This window comes from Morganella sp. BCCO 40_0007, assembly GCF_032989665.1.
GTDB lineage: Bacteria > Pseudomonadota > Gammaproteobacteria > Enterobacterales > Enterobacteriaceae > Morganella > Morganella sibonii.
Map to the genome: position 1 here is coordinate 104,005 of NZ_JAVBIN010000001.1, position 22,489 is coordinate 126,493.

General features: G+C 48.7%; 14 protein-coding genes. 4 read left to right on the top strand and 10 right to left on the bottom strand.

Annotated features, from left to right (window positions below):
* Positions 1-249 precede the first annotated feature (249 nt).
* Complete coding sequence (locus R5268_RS00425) at positions 250-2,151, top strand: ATP phosphoribosyltransferase regulatory subunit (protein WP_317418554.1); 1,902 nt, start codon at positions 250-252, stop codon at positions 2,149-2,151.
* A gap of 44 nt (positions 2,152-2,195) precedes the next feature.
* On the opposite strand, the gene R5268_RS00430 is transcribed toward R5268_RS00425, so the two are convergent.
* The 9 genes from R5268_RS00430 to R5268_RS00470 form a co-directional block, all read right to left on the bottom strand.
* Positions 2,196-3,422 (bottom strand): SGNH/GDSL hydrolase family protein, encoded by a 1,227-nt coding sequence (locus R5268_RS00430; RefSeq protein ID WP_317418553.1) that lies wholly within the window; start codon positions 3,420-3,422, stop codon positions 2,196-2,198.
* The gene (locus R5268_RS00435; RefSeq protein ID WP_317418552.1) at positions 3,385-4,575 is read right to left on the bottom strand and encodes an SGNH family hydrolase; all 1,191 of its coding nucleotides are present in this window, start codon (positions 4,573-4,575) and stop codon (positions 3,385-3,387) included. Before R5268_RS00435 ends, R5268_RS00430 begins: the two co-directional genes overlap by 38 nt.
* Complete coding sequence (locus tag R5268_RS00440) at positions 4,562-5,980, bottom strand: MBOAT family O-acyltransferase (protein WP_317418551.1); 1,419 nt, start codon at positions 5,978-5,980, stop codon at positions 4,562-4,564. The genes R5268_RS00435 and R5268_RS00440 overlap by 14 nt, the downstream gene beginning before the upstream one ends.
* A gap of 163 nt (positions 5,981-6,143) precedes the next feature.
* Positions 6,144-6,932, bottom strand: a complete 789-nt coding sequence (locus tag R5268_RS00445; protein ID WP_317418550.1) for a protein bax — start codon at positions 6,930-6,932, stop codon at positions 6,144-6,146.
* A gap of 298 nt (positions 6,933-7,230) precedes the next feature.
* Positions 7,231-8,298, bottom strand: a complete 1,068-nt coding sequence (locus R5268_RS00450; protein WP_317418549.1) for a fimbrial protein — start codon at positions 8,296-8,298, stop codon at positions 7,231-7,233.
* 13 nt (positions 8,299-8,311) lie between these two features.
* On the bottom strand, positions 8,312-10,804 hold the full coding sequence (locus R5268_RS00455) for a fimbria/pilus outer membrane usher protein (RefSeq protein ID WP_317418548.1): 2,493 nt from the start codon (positions 10,802-10,804) through the stop codon (positions 8,312-8,314).
* Positions 10,805-10,815: 11 nt separating this feature from the next.
* On the bottom strand, positions 10,816-11,514 hold the full coding sequence (locus R5268_RS00460; protein ID WP_317418547.1) for a molecular chaperone: 699 nt from the start codon (positions 11,512-11,514) through the stop codon (positions 10,816-10,818).
* Positions 11,515-11,566: 52 nt separating this feature from the next.
* On the bottom strand, positions 11,567-12,121 hold the full coding sequence (locus tag R5268_RS00465) for a fimbrial protein (protein WP_166708628.1): 555 nt from the start codon (positions 12,119-12,121) through the stop codon (positions 11,567-11,569).
* Between the two features lie 697 nt (positions 12,122-12,818).
* Positions 12,819-13,001 carry a hypothetical protein gene (locus R5268_RS00470; protein WP_107679211.1) on the bottom strand — a complete coding sequence of 61 codons (183 nt, stop codon included), beginning with the start codon at positions 12,999-13,001 and terminating at the stop codon, positions 12,819-12,821.
* 73 nt (positions 13,002-13,074) lie between these two features.
* Here R5268_RS00470 and R5268_RS00475 point away from each other — a divergent pair, with 73 nt between their 5' ends.
* Positions 13,075-13,530 carry a regulatory protein RecX gene (locus tag R5268_RS00475; protein WP_107679210.1) on the top strand — a complete coding sequence of 152 codons (456 nt, stop codon included), beginning with the start codon at positions 13,075-13,077 and terminating at the stop codon, positions 13,528-13,530.
* Between the two features lie 12 nt (positions 13,531-13,542).
* On the opposite strand, the gene R5268_RS00480 is transcribed toward R5268_RS00475, so the two are convergent.
* Complete coding sequence (locus R5268_RS00480) at positions 13,543-13,914, bottom strand: DnaJ family domain-containing protein (protein ID WP_107679209.1); 372 nt, start codon at positions 13,912-13,914, stop codon at positions 13,543-13,545.
* Positions 13,915-15,066: 1,152 nt separating this feature from the next.
* On the opposite strand from R5268_RS00480, the gene R5268_RS00485 reads away from it, so the two are divergent.
* Positions 15,067-15,300, top strand: coding sequence for an ESPR-type extended signal peptide-containing protein (locus tag R5268_RS00485; RefSeq protein ID WP_317418546.1), 234 nt, complete (start codon positions 15,067-15,069; stop codon positions 15,298-15,300).
* 126 nt (positions 15,301-15,426) lie between these two features.
* Entirely contained in the window at positions 15,427-22,428 is a 7,002-nt protein-coding gene (locus R5268_RS00490; protein ID WP_317418545.1) for an autotransporter outer membrane beta-barrel domain-containing protein, read from the top strand.
* Positions 22,429-22,489: the final 61 nt, after the last annotated feature.

Here is a 22,489-nt window from a genome sequence, read left to right on the forward strand (position 1 = left end):
GTGACTCTGTCCCCCTTTTTAAGTGCTAATAGTTCAACTTTTTGTGTGGTTATTATTTTACTTTTGTCATTCCGGAATTAACAAACAGGTTAAGTAAAAAATAAATATACTTTTTTCAATGCGATAAAAAAGAATGGCATTCAGAAATAAAAACAGGTTTCATGATATGAGTTAAAATAATAAAACCGGTTTTGTATTATATTACTCATTAGATAAATTGATTATTTTTAGCGATTGGAGCGCTGACCTATGCCAAGAAGAGAGCGCCTTTATTTTCCGGGATTACCACAGCTGATTAAACTTAACGGACACAATCATGAAAAACTCTTTCAGGAAGAGAATGATTACGCCCGCTTTCTGACCTGCATTGACAGGTCTTTAGAATCATACAATTGCGAGCTTCATGCATATTCACTTCAGGCCGATACCGTATTATTGCTGCTGACACCAAAATCAAAAGAAGATTTAAGCCGCTTCATTCAGCACATCGGACGCCAGTATGTTCCTTATTACAATAATAAATATCAGCGCAGCGGCGCATTATGGGATCGGCGTTATAACAGCTGTCTGATTGAAGCAAATTCCTATTTTCTTTTGGTCTCTCAATATGTTGATACACTCACATCCGACCAGTCAGAATATAATGACAGACATAACTTAAATTATTCAAGCTATGCTCATAACGCCGGGGAATGTACTATTCCGAGAATGACTGAACACCAGTGTTATTTACAATTAGGAAAAACACCGGAAGAGCGTGGTATCCATTACCAGCATTTTTTATATACCACCATCAGTCAGTCGGTTATTGAGCGAATCCAAATCTGTCTGAATCAGAATTGCGTACTGGGTACGAATCAGTATTGTCAGAAACTGGAATTTGAAGTGAACCGGACCGTGCGCCCGCATCAGAGCGGACGGCCGCGCAAACATTACAGTAATGATGTGGCAGACTGGATCTGGCTGGAAAACCGCGCCTCTAAACTGCTGGCACGTTATTGTTATCAGGAAATCCGTTTTCCGCTGCTGGAATACTGGGATGACCATATGAAGAATACTGCCGCATTCGCAGAGGATAATCATAACGGACCTAAGCTTAATTGCAGTCATCCGGCACTGCTGCGCGGTGAGGGAACGATGGGCTGCCTGCGGGTGATTGCACAGCATCAGCGTTTACAGTCGAAAAGCAAGTTATGGTATATCGGTGCGATGTTCCGCAATGTGGCCGGACAGAAGCAGGATTTTGAACAATATCACCAGATTGGTGTGGAAGCCTTCGGTTACGATAATATTGATATCGAGCTGGAGCATATTTTAATGCAGTATGATTTTTTCAGCTCATTGCATCTTACGCCGTATATTGAACTGAAAATAAATACCGCGGGCAGTGAAGAAGAGTTCAGCTGCTTCCGTCAGGCACTGAGAGACTATTATCAGCCGTTTCTGCCGTTCTTTGAGGAGCCGTGGCTGGCCAGACTGAAAGATAAACCGGAGCAGTTATTATCCGTACCGCACAAGCTGCTGGATATCGTCAATAAAAAAGCCCCCCGGCTCAGTGAGTTTCTCTCTGAAACGTCCGCCGCCCGCTTTCGTCAGTTACTTGAATCCCTTAACCGCCTGAAAATTCCGTACAGCGTAACGCCGGATCTGTATCCGGTGAATAATTACTGCCATACCCTGTTTGAATGGCGCACCACCCATCCGGACAGCCACGATGAACTGTTATGCCGCGGCGGGCGCTATGATGCCAGCGCATCACATCTGCTGGATAAACAGGTGGCGGTCAGCGGTTTTGCCTTTATGCTTGATCCGATTATTTTCCTGATCCGCAAATGCCACAAACAACTGCTGCGTCAGAATGCAACGGATGTGGTGCTGATACCGGAAAACACCCGTGCCGCCGGACACGCGCTGATAGTCGGCCGTCGTCTGCGCACACTGTTCCCGCAATTCACCATTAAAAATGATTGCTCGGGAATGCGGATCAGCACCTGCCGCAAGAATGCGGAGCGTAACGGCAGCCGTTTTATTATTGTGGTGCCGTCAGAGAATGATAAAGAGCTGGAACTGACCGATAAAGATAACGGAATGATTCAGTTTGTGAATGAGAATGCCATGATCGGGGTTCTGGGACACAGCGTAAACGGCTGAGGGGAGAGACTCCGCAGATAATCAGTTATCTGCGGAGTACCGGGTTACTGTTGACTGAGCAGGGTTTCCAGTGCGTTATAGAGTGCGGTGGCACTCTTCTCATAACCCGGACCGGAGAGATGGACTTTATCCGGCCGTGCGAGATCACGCAGCACCCAGCTGTTGATCGCACAGTCGCCGCCCATGAACTGTTGCCAGTCCCAGTAGAGTAAGCCTTCACTTTTCGCGACAGACTTCTGGATCTGCATTACATTGTGCAGATTGGCCGGCTGTTGTGAACGGCAGTCAGGTGCGGTTTTGTTCTTGATGCTGTCGCCCGGGCCGACCAGCAGGATCACCGCATCCGGCATGGTATTGCGGATATTGCGCACCACATTGGTCAGCTGCTGACGGTAGAGATCCAAATCCAGCGTATCATTAAAGGCTTCGTTGGTGCCGTAAGCCAGGATCACCATTTCCGGATCGGTCTGCGCCAGGGTATTCACCCACTGCCGCTGCCATTTTTCCGTCATGGCGATGGTGGCACCGTTGATACCGACAGATGAGAGCATCACACCCGGATGATTGCGGGTAATAAACCAGCCGCCGATATTCAGCGGGCTCTTCTCATTCGCGGTGATGTCTGCCGGGAAGGTCACCGGCACACTGTCAGAAAAACGCCATTCTGAGGACGGCGTCAGGTTCAGCGTGCCGCCTCTGCCGCCGCGTACCGCAACGGAGGCCGGATAACCGGTCTGGTACAGCACCTGCATATCATACTGATAAGAGGACGGACTGCGCTCTTTCATCGTCAGGGTGCTGTGCGGGGTCAGCGGCGAAATAATAAAACCGCCCAAAGGGAAGTTTGGTGCATCATCTTTGCGGCTGGTCAGGAATGACCACTGTTTTTTCGGCTCAGTGAAGACGAAGTTTGCTGTGCGCTGCCCGGCAATAATGCTCGGCGGCACAAAGCCGATCCCCGCATTGCCGTAACGTGCCTGAAATTTGTCACGCAGCGTGCCGGAGAAAAAATCCGCCGCGGTGTGAGAGTCACCAATCTGGACAATATGAACACGCGCGGACGGGTCCCGCAGGCGGTGTGCCAGGCGGCTGAGATTCGGATCGCCGTAGTTGGTCAGATCATTGCGCGACACCGGTGCCGGTGTCTCCGGCTGTATCCACGGTTTATCCTGCGTGTTCTGGCAGGAGAGCAGGGAAAGCGCTGCGGCAAACAGGGCTCCGGCTCCGGCCAGCTTAAGGGGCCACGACGGGCGTTTTTGTTGTTTCATCATGTGTTTCTGTGTTTTCCTGCGCCGCCGGGGTTTCCTCCGGCGCAGCATTAAATTTAATCAGATCAAATACCGTGTCAGCAATGGCTTTCTGACCTTTGTAGGTAAAGTGAATACCGTCACCGCTGCGCAGCTTGATATTGCTGCTGCCGTCACCGGGGTAGTCTGAATAGATATTATCCTGATATTTGAAAATGGCATTTGCGGACAGCCAGATTTCACCGGCATTGTTAATTTCCGTCTGATAAACACCACTCAGATAGTGTACACCATCCGACAGCTTATCTTTTCGCATATTCGGCGGTCCGATCCAGATGACGTCCACACCCTGTATCCGGGCTGTTAACAGAATATCCTGAATCCGCTTGCGGTACTGTGCTTCCCATTCCGGCGACTTAAAGCGCAGATAACGCCCGCCGCCCTCCGGCGGCATGTCCCACGGATCATTCGGGCCAAGGAACACCACCAGCAGGCGGATATCCGGGTTGGCAGCCAGAGTGGTTTTGATAGTCTCCGGCCAGTTAAAAAACTTCGGATACGTCAGGCCGGTACTCTGTTTGCTGAGGTTGATACTCTCAATGCCGTAGGTTTTGGCCAGACGGGATTGTAACACAGGCGCGACCCCCTGCATGAGGGAATCGCCCGCGAAGAAGACTTTATCCCCGGCGGCCAGGTCAATAACGGATTTCGGTGTCTTTTTCGTCAGGATGTGTTGTGCCACCTGTTCCGGGTTGAGCTTCAGCACAGAACCGGCGATTGCCGGACGTTCCCGGTTCAGCAGTTCAGGGAAGGTGACTGACAGCGCGGCAGCCGGATAACGGTAGCCGTTGATAAAATGCAGCCCCACCTGAAACTCTTCCGGGAATGCTGTATTGCCGGGAACCGCTTCTTCCGTTTCTTCAACAATATGATTGCCCTGTGCATACGTCCACAGCGTCTCACCGGCGGCCACCACGCCTTCCTGAAGGTAACCCCCGAGATCCCATCCGTAATGCCCCTCCAGCTTCGCCCACGGCGCAGGCTGGTGGTAGGTCTGTTCCCAGTAACGGGCCAGCGGGTTCTGATTCAGCCAGACCAGTGCCACGGTCGCTGTCAGCACAATAAAGACGACCTTCAGTGCCCGCTCGAGATTTTCTGTAAAATCAAAAATTCGCATAGATAAAACCCGGCATTCCTGAAGGAGAGAAAATAAAGACCAGCGTCATAAAGAGTGCCAGCGGTAAAGGATACCAGACCCATGAGATCCGCCGGTAATAGTGTCCGGCGCGGTGATACAGACTGACGCACAGCGGATAGATAATCAGCAGCAGCCAGAAAGCGATAATCAGCGGTGCACTGGCCGTCACTGAGGCAATAAAGCCGTCAGCGGTCAGCTGAGTCAGCATGGTGAGGGCATCACTGAGGGTGGCGCTGCGGAAGAAAATCCAGGTCAGACACAGCACATGGAAAGTGAAAATCCGGGCGATCCAGACCCCGGTTTTCTGCCACAGAGTCTCCGCCGGATCAGTGCGCGGCGGCAGCAGTTTGTGTTTGATATTCATCAGCACAATCCCCAGCCCGTGCAGTGCCCCCCAGATGATAAACGGCAGTCCGACACCGTGCCAGATCCCGGAAATCACCATCGCGATAAAGGCATTGAGGTTCATCCGCAGCCAGCCCTTGCGGTTACCGCCGAGCGGGATATAAATATAATCACGGATAAAGGTGGAAAGACTGATGTGCCAGCGTGCCCAGAACTCTTTCAGGTTGGTGGCAAGATACGGCGCATTGAAGTTCAGCGGAACCCTGAACCCGAGCAGCATGGCAATCCCGGTGACCAGGTTAGTGTAACCGGAGAAGTTAAAATAGATATTCCAGGCATAGGCGTAAACGGCCACCAGGATCTCACCGGCACTGTAATTGACCGGCGAACTGAAGACCGGGTTGGCGAAGTTTTCCGACAGATAGGCGCTGAATAAAAACAGTTTTACCATCGCCAGCGTGATCAGCAGCAGCGCTTTTCTGTAATCAATGATTTCCCGTGAGGCCGCCTGCACCTGCGGCATAAAGGCTTTGGCACGGTTTATCGGCCCGGCGACAATGCTCGGGAAGAAACAGAGATAGAGCACCACATCCCAAAATGGCGCTTTTTCAATCTCTTTGCGGCAGACCGACACCACATAGCTGACTGAATGGAACGCGTAGAATGATAAGCCCAGCGGAGCCAGCACGGAGAGCACCGGCAGTTCAACCTCGACACCGGCCTGCAGCAGCGCGCTTTGCAGGGATTCCTGCATAAATCCGTAGTATTTGAAAACCGTAAAACAGCCGATGATCCCTGCCGCCAGCAGGCTGTATATGGCCCGTGCGGACAGGCGGCTGCTCAGAATATTGGTCAGCAGATAAATGAACAGGGTATAACCGGCCAGCACATAGGCGAAGCTTGCCTGAAATGAAAAAACAAACAGGTAACTTGCTGCAATTAAAAGAATATTCTGTAAACGGGTCTTTTTTTGACAGAGCCAGTAAATCAGAAAAAAAGCAGTAAAGGAGGCAAGAAATTCAAATGAAAAGAAATTCATATCAGGCTCTGTGCAGGCTTGTTGAAAATGTCATAATTAGCGTGCTGAGTATAATATAAGTTATCAACCACGATTCAATAAGAATATGAGATGCGATAAAAAAACCCGCGTAATACTCGGATTAGCGCGGGTTTTCGGGTGTCTGTTGCAGTGAACAGAGCAATTATGTGTTTTGGGCGACCTTCTGTGCTGATGTGATCAGTTTTTTATTACTGTCATACATCTGGCGGAGGTAACGGTTATACGCATCTCCCTTCTGCGAATAACCTTCCAGCTGACTGATAAGTTCCGGTGTACTCAGTGAGTCATCATCACCCAGACGCTGTTTTGCCCTTTCTGAACGCAGTGAATTATAAGCACGGTGCGTATTCAGATTTTTCATGTAAGCAGTGACACTATCCTCAATAGTGCTGTACGCGTAGTAGCCCTGAACCTGTCCGGCTTTGGCACTACAGCCCCGTCCGCAACGCATACCAAAAAGGTTATTGTTGGACTGAGCCAGTTTTGATGTTCCCCATCCTGACTCGGTTGCCGCCTGTGTGGCAACGAAGTGGGTGGGCAGGATATCGACACGGCTCAGCAGCGCGTTCCAGTTGGTGCGCTTAGGCGAGCTGCATGTCATATCATAGCTCCGGCAAAGCTTTCCGAGCTTTGCAATATCACTCTGTGACCAGTGTTTGGCATTCCGGTGTTCCAGTAACCAGGTGCGGTCATTCATGATTTCGCGATTCACTTTGTCAATCGCAGGGACAATGGCATTTAAAAACGCTTTCTTACGGGGTGTACCTGACGCGTATTTCTTCAAATCAGGCAGTGTTTTCAGCAACTGCTTGTTTTGAGACGAATACGGCAAGCTTGTCGTGGTACTGGTTGAGGCAAAGCCCGAACCGGTAAAGAATAGTAAAATCAAGAAAGCGAAGACTGCATTTGTCCTCATCGTATGAGAGGGCATTGCCTTTTCCTCGTTTTATTGTCTGAACAAAAATCGAACGAATACTAGCAAAATACAAAATCCAAGGCCAGCCTTATTATCCATCGTTTAATATTAATGGGGAATGCTTTGACAGGATAAAATCCTGTTTCCGGATTTTATGTATGTCTATTAGTAAGTTAAAACGGACATGAAATGGCAGCCGATTTTAGTAAAAATGGCGGAATAATCCGGGAAATTAATGTTTTTTACGTCGTGCCGCGTCCTGTTTTGCCTCTTTCCCGCGATTTTTGCCGGATATTTTTATCAAAATTTGTGGTCAGTAATACTCAAAATTGAGGATTGCAGTGGTATTGATACGGCCTGCACTGAGCCGGGAAGCATCATAAACATAGTAATATGCCCAGAGACTGAAGCCATTGTTTACTTCAATAAATTTGTCCTTTCCCCATTCAAACAGGTAGGAATCTGCGCGTGGCTGCCGTCCCGGCGGGGTGATCACCAGCGCGCTGTTGTCATTGGTATCCGCATAACGGCCGACCCGGATACCTGCACCCTGCGCTGCACCCGGTGACGTATCCACAAGGGTTTTCATGTCCCGCAGCCAGACCTGATTGCTGGCCAGATAAGCTTTCACCGGCCGGCTGGTACGGCCGTTCAGGCGATCATGACAGGAGATATCCAGATAAAAGCGGGTCATCCCGGCGGTTTTATTGCGCAGCAGCTGTGCTCTGTCGATTTGCGGCAGTTCAACCAATAAATCTGCATTATTAAAGGTGCAGGTCGTTTCACGCGGCTGATAAATGACATCCAGCGGTTGCAGGAACAGATCTTCGTTATGCTCCGGCCAGTGACCGCTGAGCAGATAACTGATGATATCGAATCCGAGGCGGATAAAAAATGAAATGAGTCCGATCCGCGTGGTGTCTGCCGCTATCACCGCACCGTCAAAACGGTACTGACTGCCGGGAACGGTCACATCGCTGCGTGAATTTTGCGGCATGACCCGGGCGCTGAGTGTAAAACTTGTCTGAAGGCGATCTGCCGGATAAGGATTTCTGCTGTAACCGAATTTCTGTGTGTTGTCCGGACGGATGTCGATCACACGGAACTCGACCGGATAACGTCCGTTCTGAAAACCGACCACCACCGAACGTTTTTGCAGATAAGAAGCGTTGGAGACACTGTTGCTGCGTGCGTTGCAACTGAATTCCCCGCTGTGGCGGGTATTGAAATTGAGCGTGGTTTCCGTCTGACGGTAAAAGGTTTCTGACAGATCAGCGATCAGCGGCGGAGCCTGTTTATTGCCGTCGTTGGTGCACTCCGCCTGTGCATAACCGGTCAGCAGTACCAGCAGCGCGGTAAAAAGATACGATTTTCTGAGCATCGGTGATGCCTCCTTATTCCGCACAGCGCAGAGGTGTGCTCTGCGGACCCGGCGTGAGTGTGATGCGGCAGTAACCGCTGTCCGTATCCGTCAGGCGGACATTAATCTGCGCAGGCTGTGTTTCGCTTCTTATATATATGAGGCTGTTCTGCCCGACATAACCGATACTGTTATTGTCTCCGTCAGTGACTTCCGTTCCGAACGGCAGAGGTTTTCCGTTATGACGTACCGCGTGCAGATAAAATTCCTGCCGGTTATCGGTTCTGAAATTCACGAGTGTCACCGCACCGGCGTAAGGCACGATATCCTGCACATTTCCCAGCAGTTCAGCCGCATTTTCCGGTGCCTGTGACGCGTCCAGGATCAGCGCATTTTTGCGGTAGGCGGACAGGTACGGCACCAGTACCTGACCCTGTGTATTGGTGGTGACATTACGGTCATTATTGACGATGGCATTGGCGGTGCCCGGGACATTCACAATGGCAAAGGTTTCCCCCGGCTGATTGGCGGTGAGAATACCGCCGGACCAGACCACCAGGCTGCCGGTGGCACCGGCGCCGAGCTGGCGGTAACGGCCGGACTCACTGTAAGACGCATTCAGTGTCGCCGGGGCCGCACGGTAAGCGGCACTGGTGCTGAAGGTTGTGCCACCGGCCTGCTGATGAGCGGCATTGACGTTATAACTGAGAGCATTGCTTTGCCCGGCGGTGCCGCTCAGACCGATATTGCTGCTCTGATAACGGCTGTCCTTTATCATGCTGTTTGCTGTCAGGTACACTTTGCGGCCGGATACCGTCAGCGGGACAGAGAGTGTCAGGTTAATCCGTGTCTCTTCATTATTACTGCTGCCTGCCGGATTGCTGCTGTCTTTACTGTAACGGGTCCGGCCCGCACTGAGGGTGTAATTGATATCCTGCCAGTTATTGGCATAACCCAGCTGATATTCGCGGGTGCTGTCCTGACCGCCCCAGTAATCACGCAGCGTACCGGCGAGATACACCGAACCGTAATCCGCGCCGATCCGCTGGTTGATATTGATATTAAAGGTGCTGCGCTGGCGGTAACTCTGTGACTGCGGTGATATCTCACCGGCGGACGCCTGCCGGTTGAGCAGTTCCTGATACTGTACCGCGTCAGTCAGGCTGAAATAACCGCTGGTGGAGTAACGGTAAGCCGCCAGTGAAAAATTGGTATTGGTCTGATGAATAAACCGGCTGTAGGCCACTTTGTAGCTTTCGCCCCGGTAGCGCGGCATGTCCTGATCAAACCGGGCATCAGAGTGTGTGACATCCAGCGACAACGCGCCGATTGGCAGGTTAAAGCCGCTGCCGAGCAAAAACGCCTGATAATTTTTTGCCGCAATCATGCCGCCGTAGCCGGTCAGCGTATTGTTAATGCCGTACCGGAGATTGAGCTGTGCAAAATCCGGATGGTAAGCATTATCTGTCAGCTGAACTTCACCGGCATTCAGCTCATAGTTAAAAAGACCTTCTTTTAACATGTTCGGAACGGCGGAGAAGGGCACCATAAAGTGATTGATCTGCCCGTCCGCTTCATTGATTTCGACCTGTAAATCCCCGCCGGAGCCGGTCGGGAGCAGTGAATCGACCACAAACGGGCCGGGGGGAACACTCTGCTGCCAGATAAGCTGCGAGTCCTGATAGATTTTTACCAGTGCGTTTGTCTGCGCCACGCCGCGTATCACCGGGGAAAAACCCTGCCAGGTATCGGGATACATACGCATATCTGTTTTCAGTGTCGCACCGCGGAAACGGACGGAATCGAACAGATCTCCGGAGGTGTAGCTGTCTCCGGCACGGAAATCAGATTTGATCGCCGGAAAGCCCCGTTGCAGATAGCGGGTGTTGGTATTCCATTTCGTACTTTGTCCGCTGCTGTAGGTCAGAGAGGATTGATCGCGGAACTGCCAGCCGGCCAGATTCAGGCCGCTGTTCAGAGTCAGATACACATTGTCATTATCACTGCCGTCACGTTTATTGGCGGCGTGATAATAGTTAGCGTTATAACTGACCATTGCGGCATTAACACCCTGATCCCACAGGGACGGATCGACATACCCTTTGAGCACACTATTCAGCATGGCCTGCGGCACATTCAGCATCAGCTGAAACTGCCCGGTATTCAGGGTGTAACTGTCCGGCGGAATCAGACTGCTCAGCGCGATATAACCCTCTTCATCTGCCTGCGGCGGCGGTGTCGTGTTACGCAGTCCCAGTTTCGGCACATCGTCCTGCGGTATCAGAATGGTGTGTCCGCTCTGTTGCAGACGCAGGGGGAAGCGTCCCTTCCATTCGCCGTTTACACTGATCTCAACGGTGTATTCGCCGTCGGGCAGGGTATCATTGCGATCAAAACGGGACAGATCTGCTTTGGCAGAATCGCCGTAAAGGAAGTTGGTGTTAAATCCGGCCGCGGCTGCCGGTGTGCTGAACAGCACCGGCAACAGTGAAACAAGGGCGGTAAAACGGCAGATATAACGTGACATCAGGCGGCTGTTCAGTTCAGTGACAGCGGATAGGTATTGATGGCACCGAAATCGTCGATCAGTGTCAGCGTATAGTGATTTCCGGCCGGTAATCCGGATGCGGCAGGCAGGGTAAACTGAGCGTAAGGTGCAATCATCGTACCTTCATCAGCCAGATCACGGCCGTCAGTCGTCGTTTTCAGACCGAGAATATTAATATGATAAGGAGAATCATTTTTCAGAATATAGTGCTGACCGTCACGGGTAAACGTCAGACGGGTATGGGCTTTATCCGCACTCAGGGTCAGGCCGGACGGGCGGTAAAACAGTTTGATGCGCGAGCGGATAGCAATCTGCATCATATTTTTGTCCGCACTGTTTTCCGGCAGTGGCGGAATATCCAGTAAATTCAGATAGAAAAGAGATTCTCTGTCCGCAGGAAGCTGTGCCGGTGTCATTTTTACGCGCAATTGCTGACCATTTTTGCCGTCGATTTTCACCACCGGCGGCGTCAGAATAAACGGAACATTGGCCGTTTCCGGGGTGGAACCGGCATTGCCGTCATCAATCCACGCCTGCACTAATGCCTGCTGTGTTCCGGTATTAAATAATTGTACCGGAACTTCCTTGCTGCCCTGCGGATAAATAACACGGGTGGAATTAATAATAACATTTGCCCGGCTGACAAATGTCATCGTTAATAACAACAATGTTAAGATTGTTTTTTTCATGATGTGTATTTTCAAAAAATCAGACCCCTTTATTAAAAGAGGCCTGAAAATATCAGAAGTAAGACAGGTTATATGTCAGCATGGTATTAATTTTACCGGGCTGAGCTGGTTCGCTGCCGACTTTATAATATTTAGCGTAAAACTGCATAGCGCCGCCGGTGGCTGCAATTTTAGTGTCATATGGCATATTTAAATTAATTACTTCATTGGTTTTTTGTGAGGTCAGTGCAATCCCGACATTTTTAGGATTACCTTTCTCATCAGTTTCCTGATTGATCAGATAATTGCCGTTATTGGAAATCAGATTGGTGGATGCAAAATTAATATGCAGTGATTTACTGTCTTTATCACTGGCGTTACAGTCTGATAATTCAATGGAAAATGCTTTTTTTCCTTCATCGATAGCACCCGGTCCGCTGATCTGATTAACCGTGATTGGATCTAATAATACCGACATGTTCGCATTACCGTTATTAATAGTACAGGTGGCATCAGTAATAAAACCGGTGAAATTGATGGAACCACCGGATGCGGTAGTCGCCGCAGACGCAGAGTTAGCAACAAAAATAAGAGAAACAGACGCTGCAAGAGCGAATTTTTTATTCATTATCCTCTCCGGGATGGAATATATAATAAATTAAGCAGCGGAATTAATTACTCCGCCTGTAAATTTATTTTCTGTCTGTAATAGTTTTTAGCTGATTCTGAAAAAACAAATCAGCAGGGTTTATTTAGTTAGTAGCATCAATAAGAAATAGTTTCCCCCGGTAATTTTTATTACCGCTGACAGGAAAGAAGATTCTTATACATCAGAATGGAAGGCATAACTAAAACGAAACAGAGTATATAGTCATGAAATGATTAATTGAAGTGTTTTTCTGAACCGGGAATTAAAAGGTGAGTTTTATCTGTAATATCCGGATACGGATAGTTACTTATGGTTTTATATACTGCGTTTTTATGTTACTGCGATGTTATACGTCAATTGTTGTTAATATTTTTAAATATTCATTTAAAATATGTTAAAAAGTGCAGTATTTAATATTATTTTTTCTTTATGATTATTGTTTGCAATTATTAAGAATAATTATCATTAACTGTATTAACAGCGTAAAATCAATCACTCAGAATGATTCCGGTATAGAATATCGGCACGGTGACAGAGAACTTTAATTATTTTCAACTTTATTTTAGGCGTGACAGGATAGCTATCAGAATCGGCTGATAACGAATGTAATTATTTATATAGATATTATTTCAGGCCGGATCTGAGGAGCGGGCAGCGTACAGCTGCCCGGGCAGGATCAGTTTTTGTTCTGTTTATGGAATGTCAGACGTTCTTCAAAGTAGTCTTTCAGGTGAGATGCCAGCCCGTGGATTTTGTCATCCAGCTGACGAACCAGAAATTCATCACTGTTCATATCATCAACCCGCTGCATCGCGAGGTCATCAACATATACTTTTTCTTCCGGCGTCAGTTGTGCCATTGTCTGTCTCTCTGAATATAGTGGGAATATGGTATGTTACCACGATTTTAACGGATAACACGCAGGTGTCACGATGGATGAAAAACAACTATATCATTATGCCATATGGCTGCTGGGCCGCCGGGAATACGCCGGGGCGGAACTGGCCCGGAAACTGAAACGAAAAATTGCCGAAAAGCAGGAAACGTCCCCGACAGACGAGCATGTCCTGCCCCGTGTGATGACACGGCTGACCGATTCTCAATATCTGGATGATACCCGCAGTATCGTGCTGTTTTTTCAGGCAGGAGTAAGAAAATTACACGGGCCGGTACGGATACGGCAGGAATTACGTCAGAAAGGCTTTTCCGGCGAACTGATTGATTCGGTTTTTTCCGCACAGGAAACCGACTGGTTTGAGCAGGCCCGTGAGGCAAAAATGAAGAAATTCGGGGAAAGCCGCCCGGCAGACTATAAAGAGAAACAAAAACAGATGCGTTATCTGATGTACCGCGGTTTTACCTCTGATCAGATTTATGAATTGTACTGACGCCAGCAGGAATTATTTATTTTTATTTAGTGCCTGCTGTATTGCCTCATGGTAGCGGTGATACAGAAAATCTGTATTGAGCCCCGCCTGCTGTAACTGTACCGCCAGCAATCGTAACCGCTTATTTGTCTGTTCATATTCTGTGCTGTCCGGCGGCAGAACTGACAATAATTCCGCCAGAGAAACGGCTTCCTGCCGGGCCAGTAATGCCGGGGGAAGATAGCCGGCATTCTTCAGTAAACGGTAGCCGACCCGCAATTCAGGCGGAACGTGGCTGTCATCATCAAGTGCGAGTGGTTTCCCTTCCCCTGTCAGTCCCTGCAATTCCCCGCTTTCGAGTGCGGCCTGAATATGGCGTTCTGCCAGTGTGTCAAAAATAGTCATGTTGTATCTGTTTCCTGTCACCGGTCACGGCTCCCGCATTATAACAGAACCGGTTTCTGCCGTATAAATAACCGGTTTTACTCATAAACACCCGCTTTACTACTGAATAATAATCAAATCCTTGTGAAGGATTAAATGAATGAAAATGCATTTTATGGTGTGCCGGTATGTATTTTTGGTGTTATCTGAGTAACGCGTGTTATTTGTACCGAAATACGTATTTAAAGAGTATTTAATCATAATAGTGTGTTTTTTTGTTCTGTCCGTGATGGCGTATTTCTCTGGTGTTTTTAGTTGTATCGGATAAAAATCCCGGTAGATTCTATTATTTGGTTAATACTGTTAGTTTAAACACATCAAATAAGTAATTTAGCTTAATGGTAACACGGGGTTTTTTCATGATAGCGATACGTATTGTTAATATTATGTTTGTTTTTTACTTCTTATTTGATCGGTAGTTTACTGTGATTTGTATCACTAAAGCTGTTTTTGAGTTACGTTTGTTACTATATTAACGCGTAAAATGAGCTATTTGTGCTTTTTATCAAAAAAAGACAAGAAAAAAATAAAGTTTTTTAAATTCGTATTTTTTGCATAAAAATGCACATTTGTGCGTGAGGATAGTATGTATTTTGTTATGTTTTGAAACAAATTGAATAAAGTGCACATTCATAAACTGTTAGTTTGTTGTTTTGATATTTGATGTTTAATTGAAGTTAAGTGTTGTAAGTTAGTATCGTTTTGGATTTAAAATCTCAGAAGAGTCAATATTCGGGTTAGGGTAAGTAGTATTACTCACCAGAACATACCATTAGTTTTTACTCATTCAATTTGTATTTTTATGGTTATTTATCTTATTACGATTATTTTGTAGTAAATTTAGCTTAGGATGATTCCTAAAACCGCTATAGACATTCGAAATCCCCTCCCTATAATACGCCGCCGATTCAACCATAAGTAAAATTTTCTAAGTCCGGATACAGGACAATTCAGGTGAACGTTAAATAAATTAATTAAATAACCCAATCGCGTTTATAGCCGTCAGTGATTCAGATGACGGTACATTTTTTTCTGTGATGCATTAAATGCGTCAGGGTTTCCTGCACCCGGAATTTCCGTATTCACGTCCTTCAATTTTGAGAAAAATAAACAATGAATAAAATATTCAAAGTCGTAAAAAATCAACGGACAGGGAATTCTGTTGTCGCATCTGAATTCGCAAAGGGTGCAAAAAAAGGGAAAAAACTGGCACTGTTATCTCTGGTAATGCTGATGGGAAGCGGGCTGAGCGTATCTGCACAGGCAGATGATCCGGATGTTTCTGCGGCGCAGTGGTTGGAAACTGAGTATCTCCCTGCACAATATAACAGTGAAACTAAAACGTGAGCGAATAATTCAAACGAAAAATCACAAGCCAGGTTTATTAACGATGGCAGTGTTAAAGATCTTAATTTAAATAACGAAAAGACTAAATTCACAAATAACCTTGATTATCAGACAACCTGGTTTAATTTGCAGGAATTATGGGCCAAGAATACCGATAAAGATAAAGTCATTTCGATTACCGAATACCGTGATGGTAAGGCTCTTCCCGGTGATGCCTCACTGAGTGCGATTGAGGACTGGCAGGTACCGGATAATCCGTCCGCATTCGAACAAATCGAGTGGGAAACGGAAGATGGCAAAACAGCTTATCTTCAGGCATATAACACTGATAAGTTTAAAGTCACGGTTAACCCGGATCTGGGGGTTTATCTGCTGGAAGAACAGCCGGTGTTATCGCCGTTTTATCATCTGACGCTTGCGGAAGTGAATAACGGCACCCTGAATATGACCGCAAAAGATAATGTTGACTGGGATATTGATTTTATTAAAGACAGTTCATTGTTTGTGGCGAAAGCGGATTCAGGCAAAAATGCTGTCATCAATACCACCAGCAAGCTGCATGTCAATTTCGGTGAAGCATATGGCATGAATATCTCCTCCGGGAGTGTGAAATACAAACTTCAGCCGAAGAATCAACTGATTGATAGTGTTCCGGCTCCGAAAGGACTTGATGGATTTACCGCATCAAACGGCATTACCTATCACACCGGTGACACCATTGTTATCGGGGATGCGGAAGGATTGGCAGCGTACAACAATATATTAATCGATGCAGTTAAGGCTAATAAATTAACCGGTCAGGAATATAAAGATCTGGTCGCTGCAACGGTTGTCAGCAGTCCGCAGGATAAAAATTATTTTGATATTAATATCAACCTGAAAAGTCTGGAAAACGAAGACATTAACCTGAACAAAGCTATTACCGCAGGTATTGGTTATCGATCTATTTTTGAGGTTGCCGGTGCCGATAGTGTGCTGAATATTGATGACGGTGCAGATATCCGTGGTGAAACGAAGAGCAATTCAGGTACTTACCGTGCTTATCATATCTATGCTCACGATGGTGCGAAAGTGTTCCACAATGCCACAACGTCTGTTCCGAATTATAAAGGCCAGAACGCACTCATCGAGGATGCTGAATTTACCAACCGCGGTACGTTATTGCTGGGTGATGGTAAAACCCGTATCCACGGCGATGAAGTCTCCGGGAGCAAAGCGCAATATATCAACCTCGGTAAAATTGCTGTTGAGGCATTTGACCTGGCCAATAATGATCCCGGTGATAAAGATGTTACTGCAAATACCGGTATAACAGCCGGCAACGGCGCGCTTGTTACTAACGCTAAAGGCGCATCTTTGCTGCTGGGGCAGAAAGGTATTGCTGCTGAACAGGGAACCGTTACGGGTGTTGAAGTGCGGGGGGCATCGTTTGTAAACGACGGTGAAATCCTGATGGGCAAAGAGGGTGTGACACTGTCCGGCGGCCGTAAGGATGATACCTGGGATATGCGGGTGATGTCGAATGCCGTGGCAGCATTGCTGAATGACAAAATCGCTGCTGACGGTAAAAACAGGATTGTAAATAATGGCACAATCACCATCGATAAAGGCGTCAGTAATGCAGTCGGAATTAACGTGGCGTCGGCAGTGGATCGCACTGAGGGTTCAGAGCTGACGGTTCTCAATAATCATGAGATTGATGCGGCAGGCCGTTATACCGTCGGAATGCGGATATCCGGTAAGAAGCAGGATAATGATGTTATCGAAAACCGCGGAATTATCAGAGTCTCCGGTGAAGGTTCTGTCGGTTTGTTTGCGCTGGGCGATTCCACGATCACTCACACCGGTGACGTGATTGTTACGAACAGCGCTAAAACTGTCGGCAGCAAGAAACCGGCCCGTACAACGGGGATTCGCGCGGATGACGCCAGGGTCGATATTAAGGGCGGAACTGTTGAGCTGCAGGGGAATAACACGGTAGGGGTATTTGCCCGTGCAGGTGGTGAGATAGATCTTAACAAGGGACAGGTGTTATTTGATAAAAACTCTGTCAACCAGACCGGGTACTGGATTGCCGGCCGTAAAGGCAGCGATGAAGCCGACAGCTCTAAAATCAATTTTGGTGGCGGTGATGTGGAACTGACGCTGGATAACAATGATTCCACTCTTTTCCGTGTCGATCAGAAAGCACAATTCCTGGCATCAGGTGACAGTAAAACAAGCTACCGTTTTGATATCAATGGTGAAAAAAGCCGTGGTTTCTATATTGCCGATAAAGGGACAAAAGTTGAAACCGGCAATATGGTGCTGAATGTTAACGGTAAGAACGCAACCGGTCTGTATCTGGCAAATGGTGCCGGTGCTGATGATAAAGTGACTCTGGATAAAGCCACCACGATTAATGTTACCGGCGAAGACGGAACCATCGCAGTTATCGACGGTAATTACTATGATATTAATGGTAATCAGATGGCACAAGGATCGGATAAAACCACGCTGATATCCCACGCTAATCTTAAGTCAGGCGCTGCGGGCGGTAATATCTCGAAGAATGCCATCGGCTATAAAGTGATCAATGGCGGCGTGCTTAATCATGACGGTAATATTGATTTCAGCACCGCAGATAATGCCACCGGTATCCGCGTGGAAAGCGGGACGGTAAATAACAGCGAACAGGCCGGTATTACGGTTAATGGTGTGGGTGTTGATATTTACGGCAAAGATTCTGTTGTGAATAATACCGGTAAAATTACCGCCAATGACGGTATCGCGGCTGTCCGCCTGAACAAAGATACGTCAATGACCATCGGCGGCACCGGTACTATCCTCGGTGAAAAGTCGGCAGATGCGGTACGGGCGCACTCCGGCTCAAACGTGAAACTGGATAACGCCAATATTGACGTTACCGGCAGCGGCAGCGGTCTTCATCTGCTGAATGTTGATGATGATGCCGGTGCGTTTAAACTGTCCGGCAGCGGAACTATCAATGTCAGCGGTGAAAAGGCCTCCGGTCTGAGACTGGAAGCGGATGACGGCAAAGGCGGTATGACGATGGCGAAAAGCGATCTCGATACCTCCGGCGCCAAAGATACCACTATCAATGTGGAAGGTAAGGGTGGTAACGGTATCGTGACCAATACGTCCGGTAATGTTACCAGCGGTATGAATGTCAATATCGCGTCTGCGGAAGGTGAATCCGCACTGGTGGTGCTGGGTCAGACCAAAACTATCAAACAGAGCGGTAAACTGACGTCAGCGTCCGACCACAGTGTGGTGGATCTGACCGCGCTGAAAAATGCGTTCAGCTTCGCCAACAGCGGCGAAATTATTGCGGCGGACACAACAAACGGCATCGCGGTTGATGCGGGTCAGAACAGCAATATCAGCTTCGGCAACAGCGGGACTATCAGCGGAAAATCCATACTGGGCAACGGCACCAACAGGATTGATCTGAGCGGTAAAACCAGCGGGCTTATCACCGGTCACGGCGACAATACCGCGACGATGCGCGGCAGCGCGAAAACCGGAATATTGTCTGCCGGTAACGGTAATAACACCATTGAAATGAAGGATTCAGCTAAGACTGACATGCTGATGACAGGGCACGGGAATAATACCCTCACTCTGAATGGTGGTACGCAACTGAAAAACGGTATGCTCGGTAATGGCCGCAACAATGTGATTCTGCAAAATGTCTCTGCCGTACAAAGCAGTGCGCTGTTCGGTAACCTGACAGCAGGCGGCGGCGCGCAGGATACGCTGACGCTGAAAGGGAAAACGAGCCACTATGTATTACAGGACAGCAGCAAAATCAGCGGCTTTGAAAAGCTGAATGTTGAGGAAGGCCGTTTCGAGCTGCGCAATACCGATATCACACTGAATGAAGTGACAACAGATGACGGTATCACTGTGAAACAAGGCGGAGAGCTGTTTATCAATCAGGATAACGCGCATACCTTTGCTCATCAGTTACAGGGGGATGGCCTGGTCACGACGGCAACCGGCGGACAGGCGTTTGCCTTTGATAATAAGAGTGCGGCTTTCGCGGGGAATAACTTCACCGGCACACTGCGTCTGACAAACGGTACGTTTGATATCGCCGGTGATAACACCCGCGCCCTGCAAAAATCCCGTCTGGATATCGGTGATAAATCTGTTGCGACCGTCCGTGAGGGCGTCGGTACACAGTCATTCGATCGTCTGGCAATGAGCGGCGGGACACTGGCCTTTAAAGACAATATTACCGGCAGCCGGATCATTGATGACAACATCAGTGTGAATTCACTGGAGCTGAATAACGCCAAAGGGACTGTTCAGGTGAAAGCGGATGGTTTTGATAACCTGCCAACGCCGTCAGCCAATAATAAAGTGCCTCTGCCGGAGCAGGATGAGGGTGATTCCGTCGCTCAGTTAGTGAATGCCGGTCAGGCCTCGGATTACACCGGCGGGCTGAATCTGGAGCTGACCGGTAAAGACGGCAATGTGATCCCGTCCAATACCAAAACAGAGCAGGATCTGCGCCAGGACGGTACTGTTGTTGCGAAAGGTACCTATGATTACGGCTTACAGACCCGTGCTCAGGCAGGTGGTAAAGCTGACGGGTTGTATGTGGCTTATCAGCTGACTGAAGTGGATTTGCTGGGCAAAGGTGGTGATGCTCTGGTGCTGGCGGCACAGGCCGGAAAATCCGGTTCGGCGGCTAACCTCGGGGCGAAAATCACCGGACAGGGTGATCTTGCGATTGATACCGCAAGCGAATATGTCACGCTGTCTAATAACAACAACGATTACACCGGCAGCACGTTTGTCCGTCACGGCAAATTACGGGCAGAAGCCGATAATGTGCTGGGCAACACGCAGTTACTGGATCTGGCATCCGGCACCTCGGTTGAACTGACCAGTACCGCCGGAGCCGGTACAGAACAGACTGCCGGGAAACTCACGTCTGCGGCAAACAGTCTGGTTTCACTGGGTAACGGTAAACTGACCGTGAAAAACGGCGGTGAGGTAAACGGCTATCTGAGCGGTACTCAGGATGGTCAGCTGGTGGTCAATAATGACACGCTGACTGTCACCGGGGCGAACAACGGGATGCATTCCGCCGTGACTATCGATCAGCCTGCGCAGGTCACTATCCGTAATATCGCGGGTCTGGGCGACAGCCTGATTGCGGTGGCCGGCACACTGCGCACGGAAGGTGCTCAAGGCCTGCTGCGTAATCAGCTGACCGGCAATGGCACCACGGAAATCGCACAGAAATCGGATGCACAGCTGACGGCAGATAACAGCGGCTTCAGCGGACGCTTTACCACAGATGCTGACAGCACACTGCGTGCCTCACAGGCAGAGCATATCGGCAGCGCGGCGATTGAAAACGCCGGTACGCTGGTACTGACACATAATGACGGTAAACAGGCGTGGGATCTGACCAACAGCGTCACCGGCAGCGGGACTCTGGTAAAACAGGGCGCGGGCCGTATCACGCTGACGGACAAATCCGCACAATATACCGGGACCACTGAGATCCTGAACGGGGCATTACAGGCGGGCAGCTATGATTCCGCACTGGTGATGAACAGCGGCCAGGTCAATATCGGCAGTCAGGGTACATTTGCCGGTCAGGGAACCCTGAAAGGTAATGTGAATAATGCCGGTCAGTTCTATGTCGGTGAGCTGGATAAGAAAGATCTCGGCCGTGCCACTGAATATCGTGTTGACGGTAATTTTGTCAACAACGGCGGCAGTATCTGGCTTGCCAGTCAGAAAGACACGGAAAGCCGTCTGAATGTCGGCGGTGACTTCACGGCAAACGGCGGTTCGATCACACTGAACACCGTGCTGAACAAAGGTCATGAAGAAACCATGACTGACCAGCTGGTGGTGGACGGTAATGTCAGAACCGGTGCAAACGGCGCGACCACGCTGAATATTAATAACGCGGGCGGTGAAGGGGCGGATACCCTGAAACAGCCGGATGCGATTAAAGTGGTTCATGTCGGCGGAAAATCAGATAAAGATGCCTTTAAACTGGGCGGGCCGGTTGCTATCGGGGTGTACGAATACCTGTTACACAAAGGGTATAAAGATGACAGCTGGTATCTCGATTCCTTCGATACCAATATCTATCCGCCTGATGAAAACAAGGAAGATCCGGAGCGTAACGTGAACCCCGGGGCCGGTGGTTACATGGCGAACCGTACCGCAGCACTGGGTATGTTTACCATGACCCTGCATGATCGTCTGGGTGAACCGCATTATGCCGACAGCTTCAAAGGGGATGATAATGCCTCCTCAGTCTGGCTGCGGATCACCGGCGACCGTCAGCGTCATGATGCGGTTAACCGTTCCATGCGTATCAAAGGGGATACCTACACCACGCAGCTGGGCGGCGATATCATCAGCTGGAACAATGATGCGCAGGACACCACAATCCGCGGCGGTATTATGGGGGCTATCGGTAAATCTGATTACACCAGTACCGCCAAACGGACCGGGACGAAATCAGATGCCAAAATTGACCGTGCATACAGCGTCGGCTTATACGGCACCTGGTATCAGAACCGTGAAGATGAAAACAATGCGTATGCGGATGTCTGGGCGCAGTATGCCTGGTTTGATAACAAAGTCTCTGTGGCGGGTAACTCATCCGACTATAAGAGCAACTTAATCAGTGTCTCTGCAGAAACCGGTTACAGCATGGCGGTCTACAAACCGGATGCGGATAAACAGTGGCTGCTGACACCACAGGCACAGGTTGTCTTCAATTCTTATGATGCGGATGACAGCAGTAACGGTACCGGACTGAAAATGAAAGGTGAGCGCAGCAACAGTGTGGATACTCGTCTGGGGGCCCGCCTGACTTACGCAAACCAGAAACAGTCTGATAAATCCGCTCAGCCGTTTGTTGAGGTTAACTGGCTGTACAGTAATGCGAAAAGTGATATGACCTTCAACGAGCACTACACTTTCAATGATGATATGCCGGCCAGCCGGGTGGAAATCAAAGCGGGTGTGGAAGGACAGATTTCACCAGACTGGACAGTCTGGGGTAACGTTTCCCACCAGATGGGGGCGGATAATTACTCCGGTGACCGTGCGATGATCGGTGTGAAATACCAGTGGAAATAAGCTGAACCGCTGAGATAAAAATCCCCCTGTGTTGCCACAGGGGGATTTTTTTTATCAATAA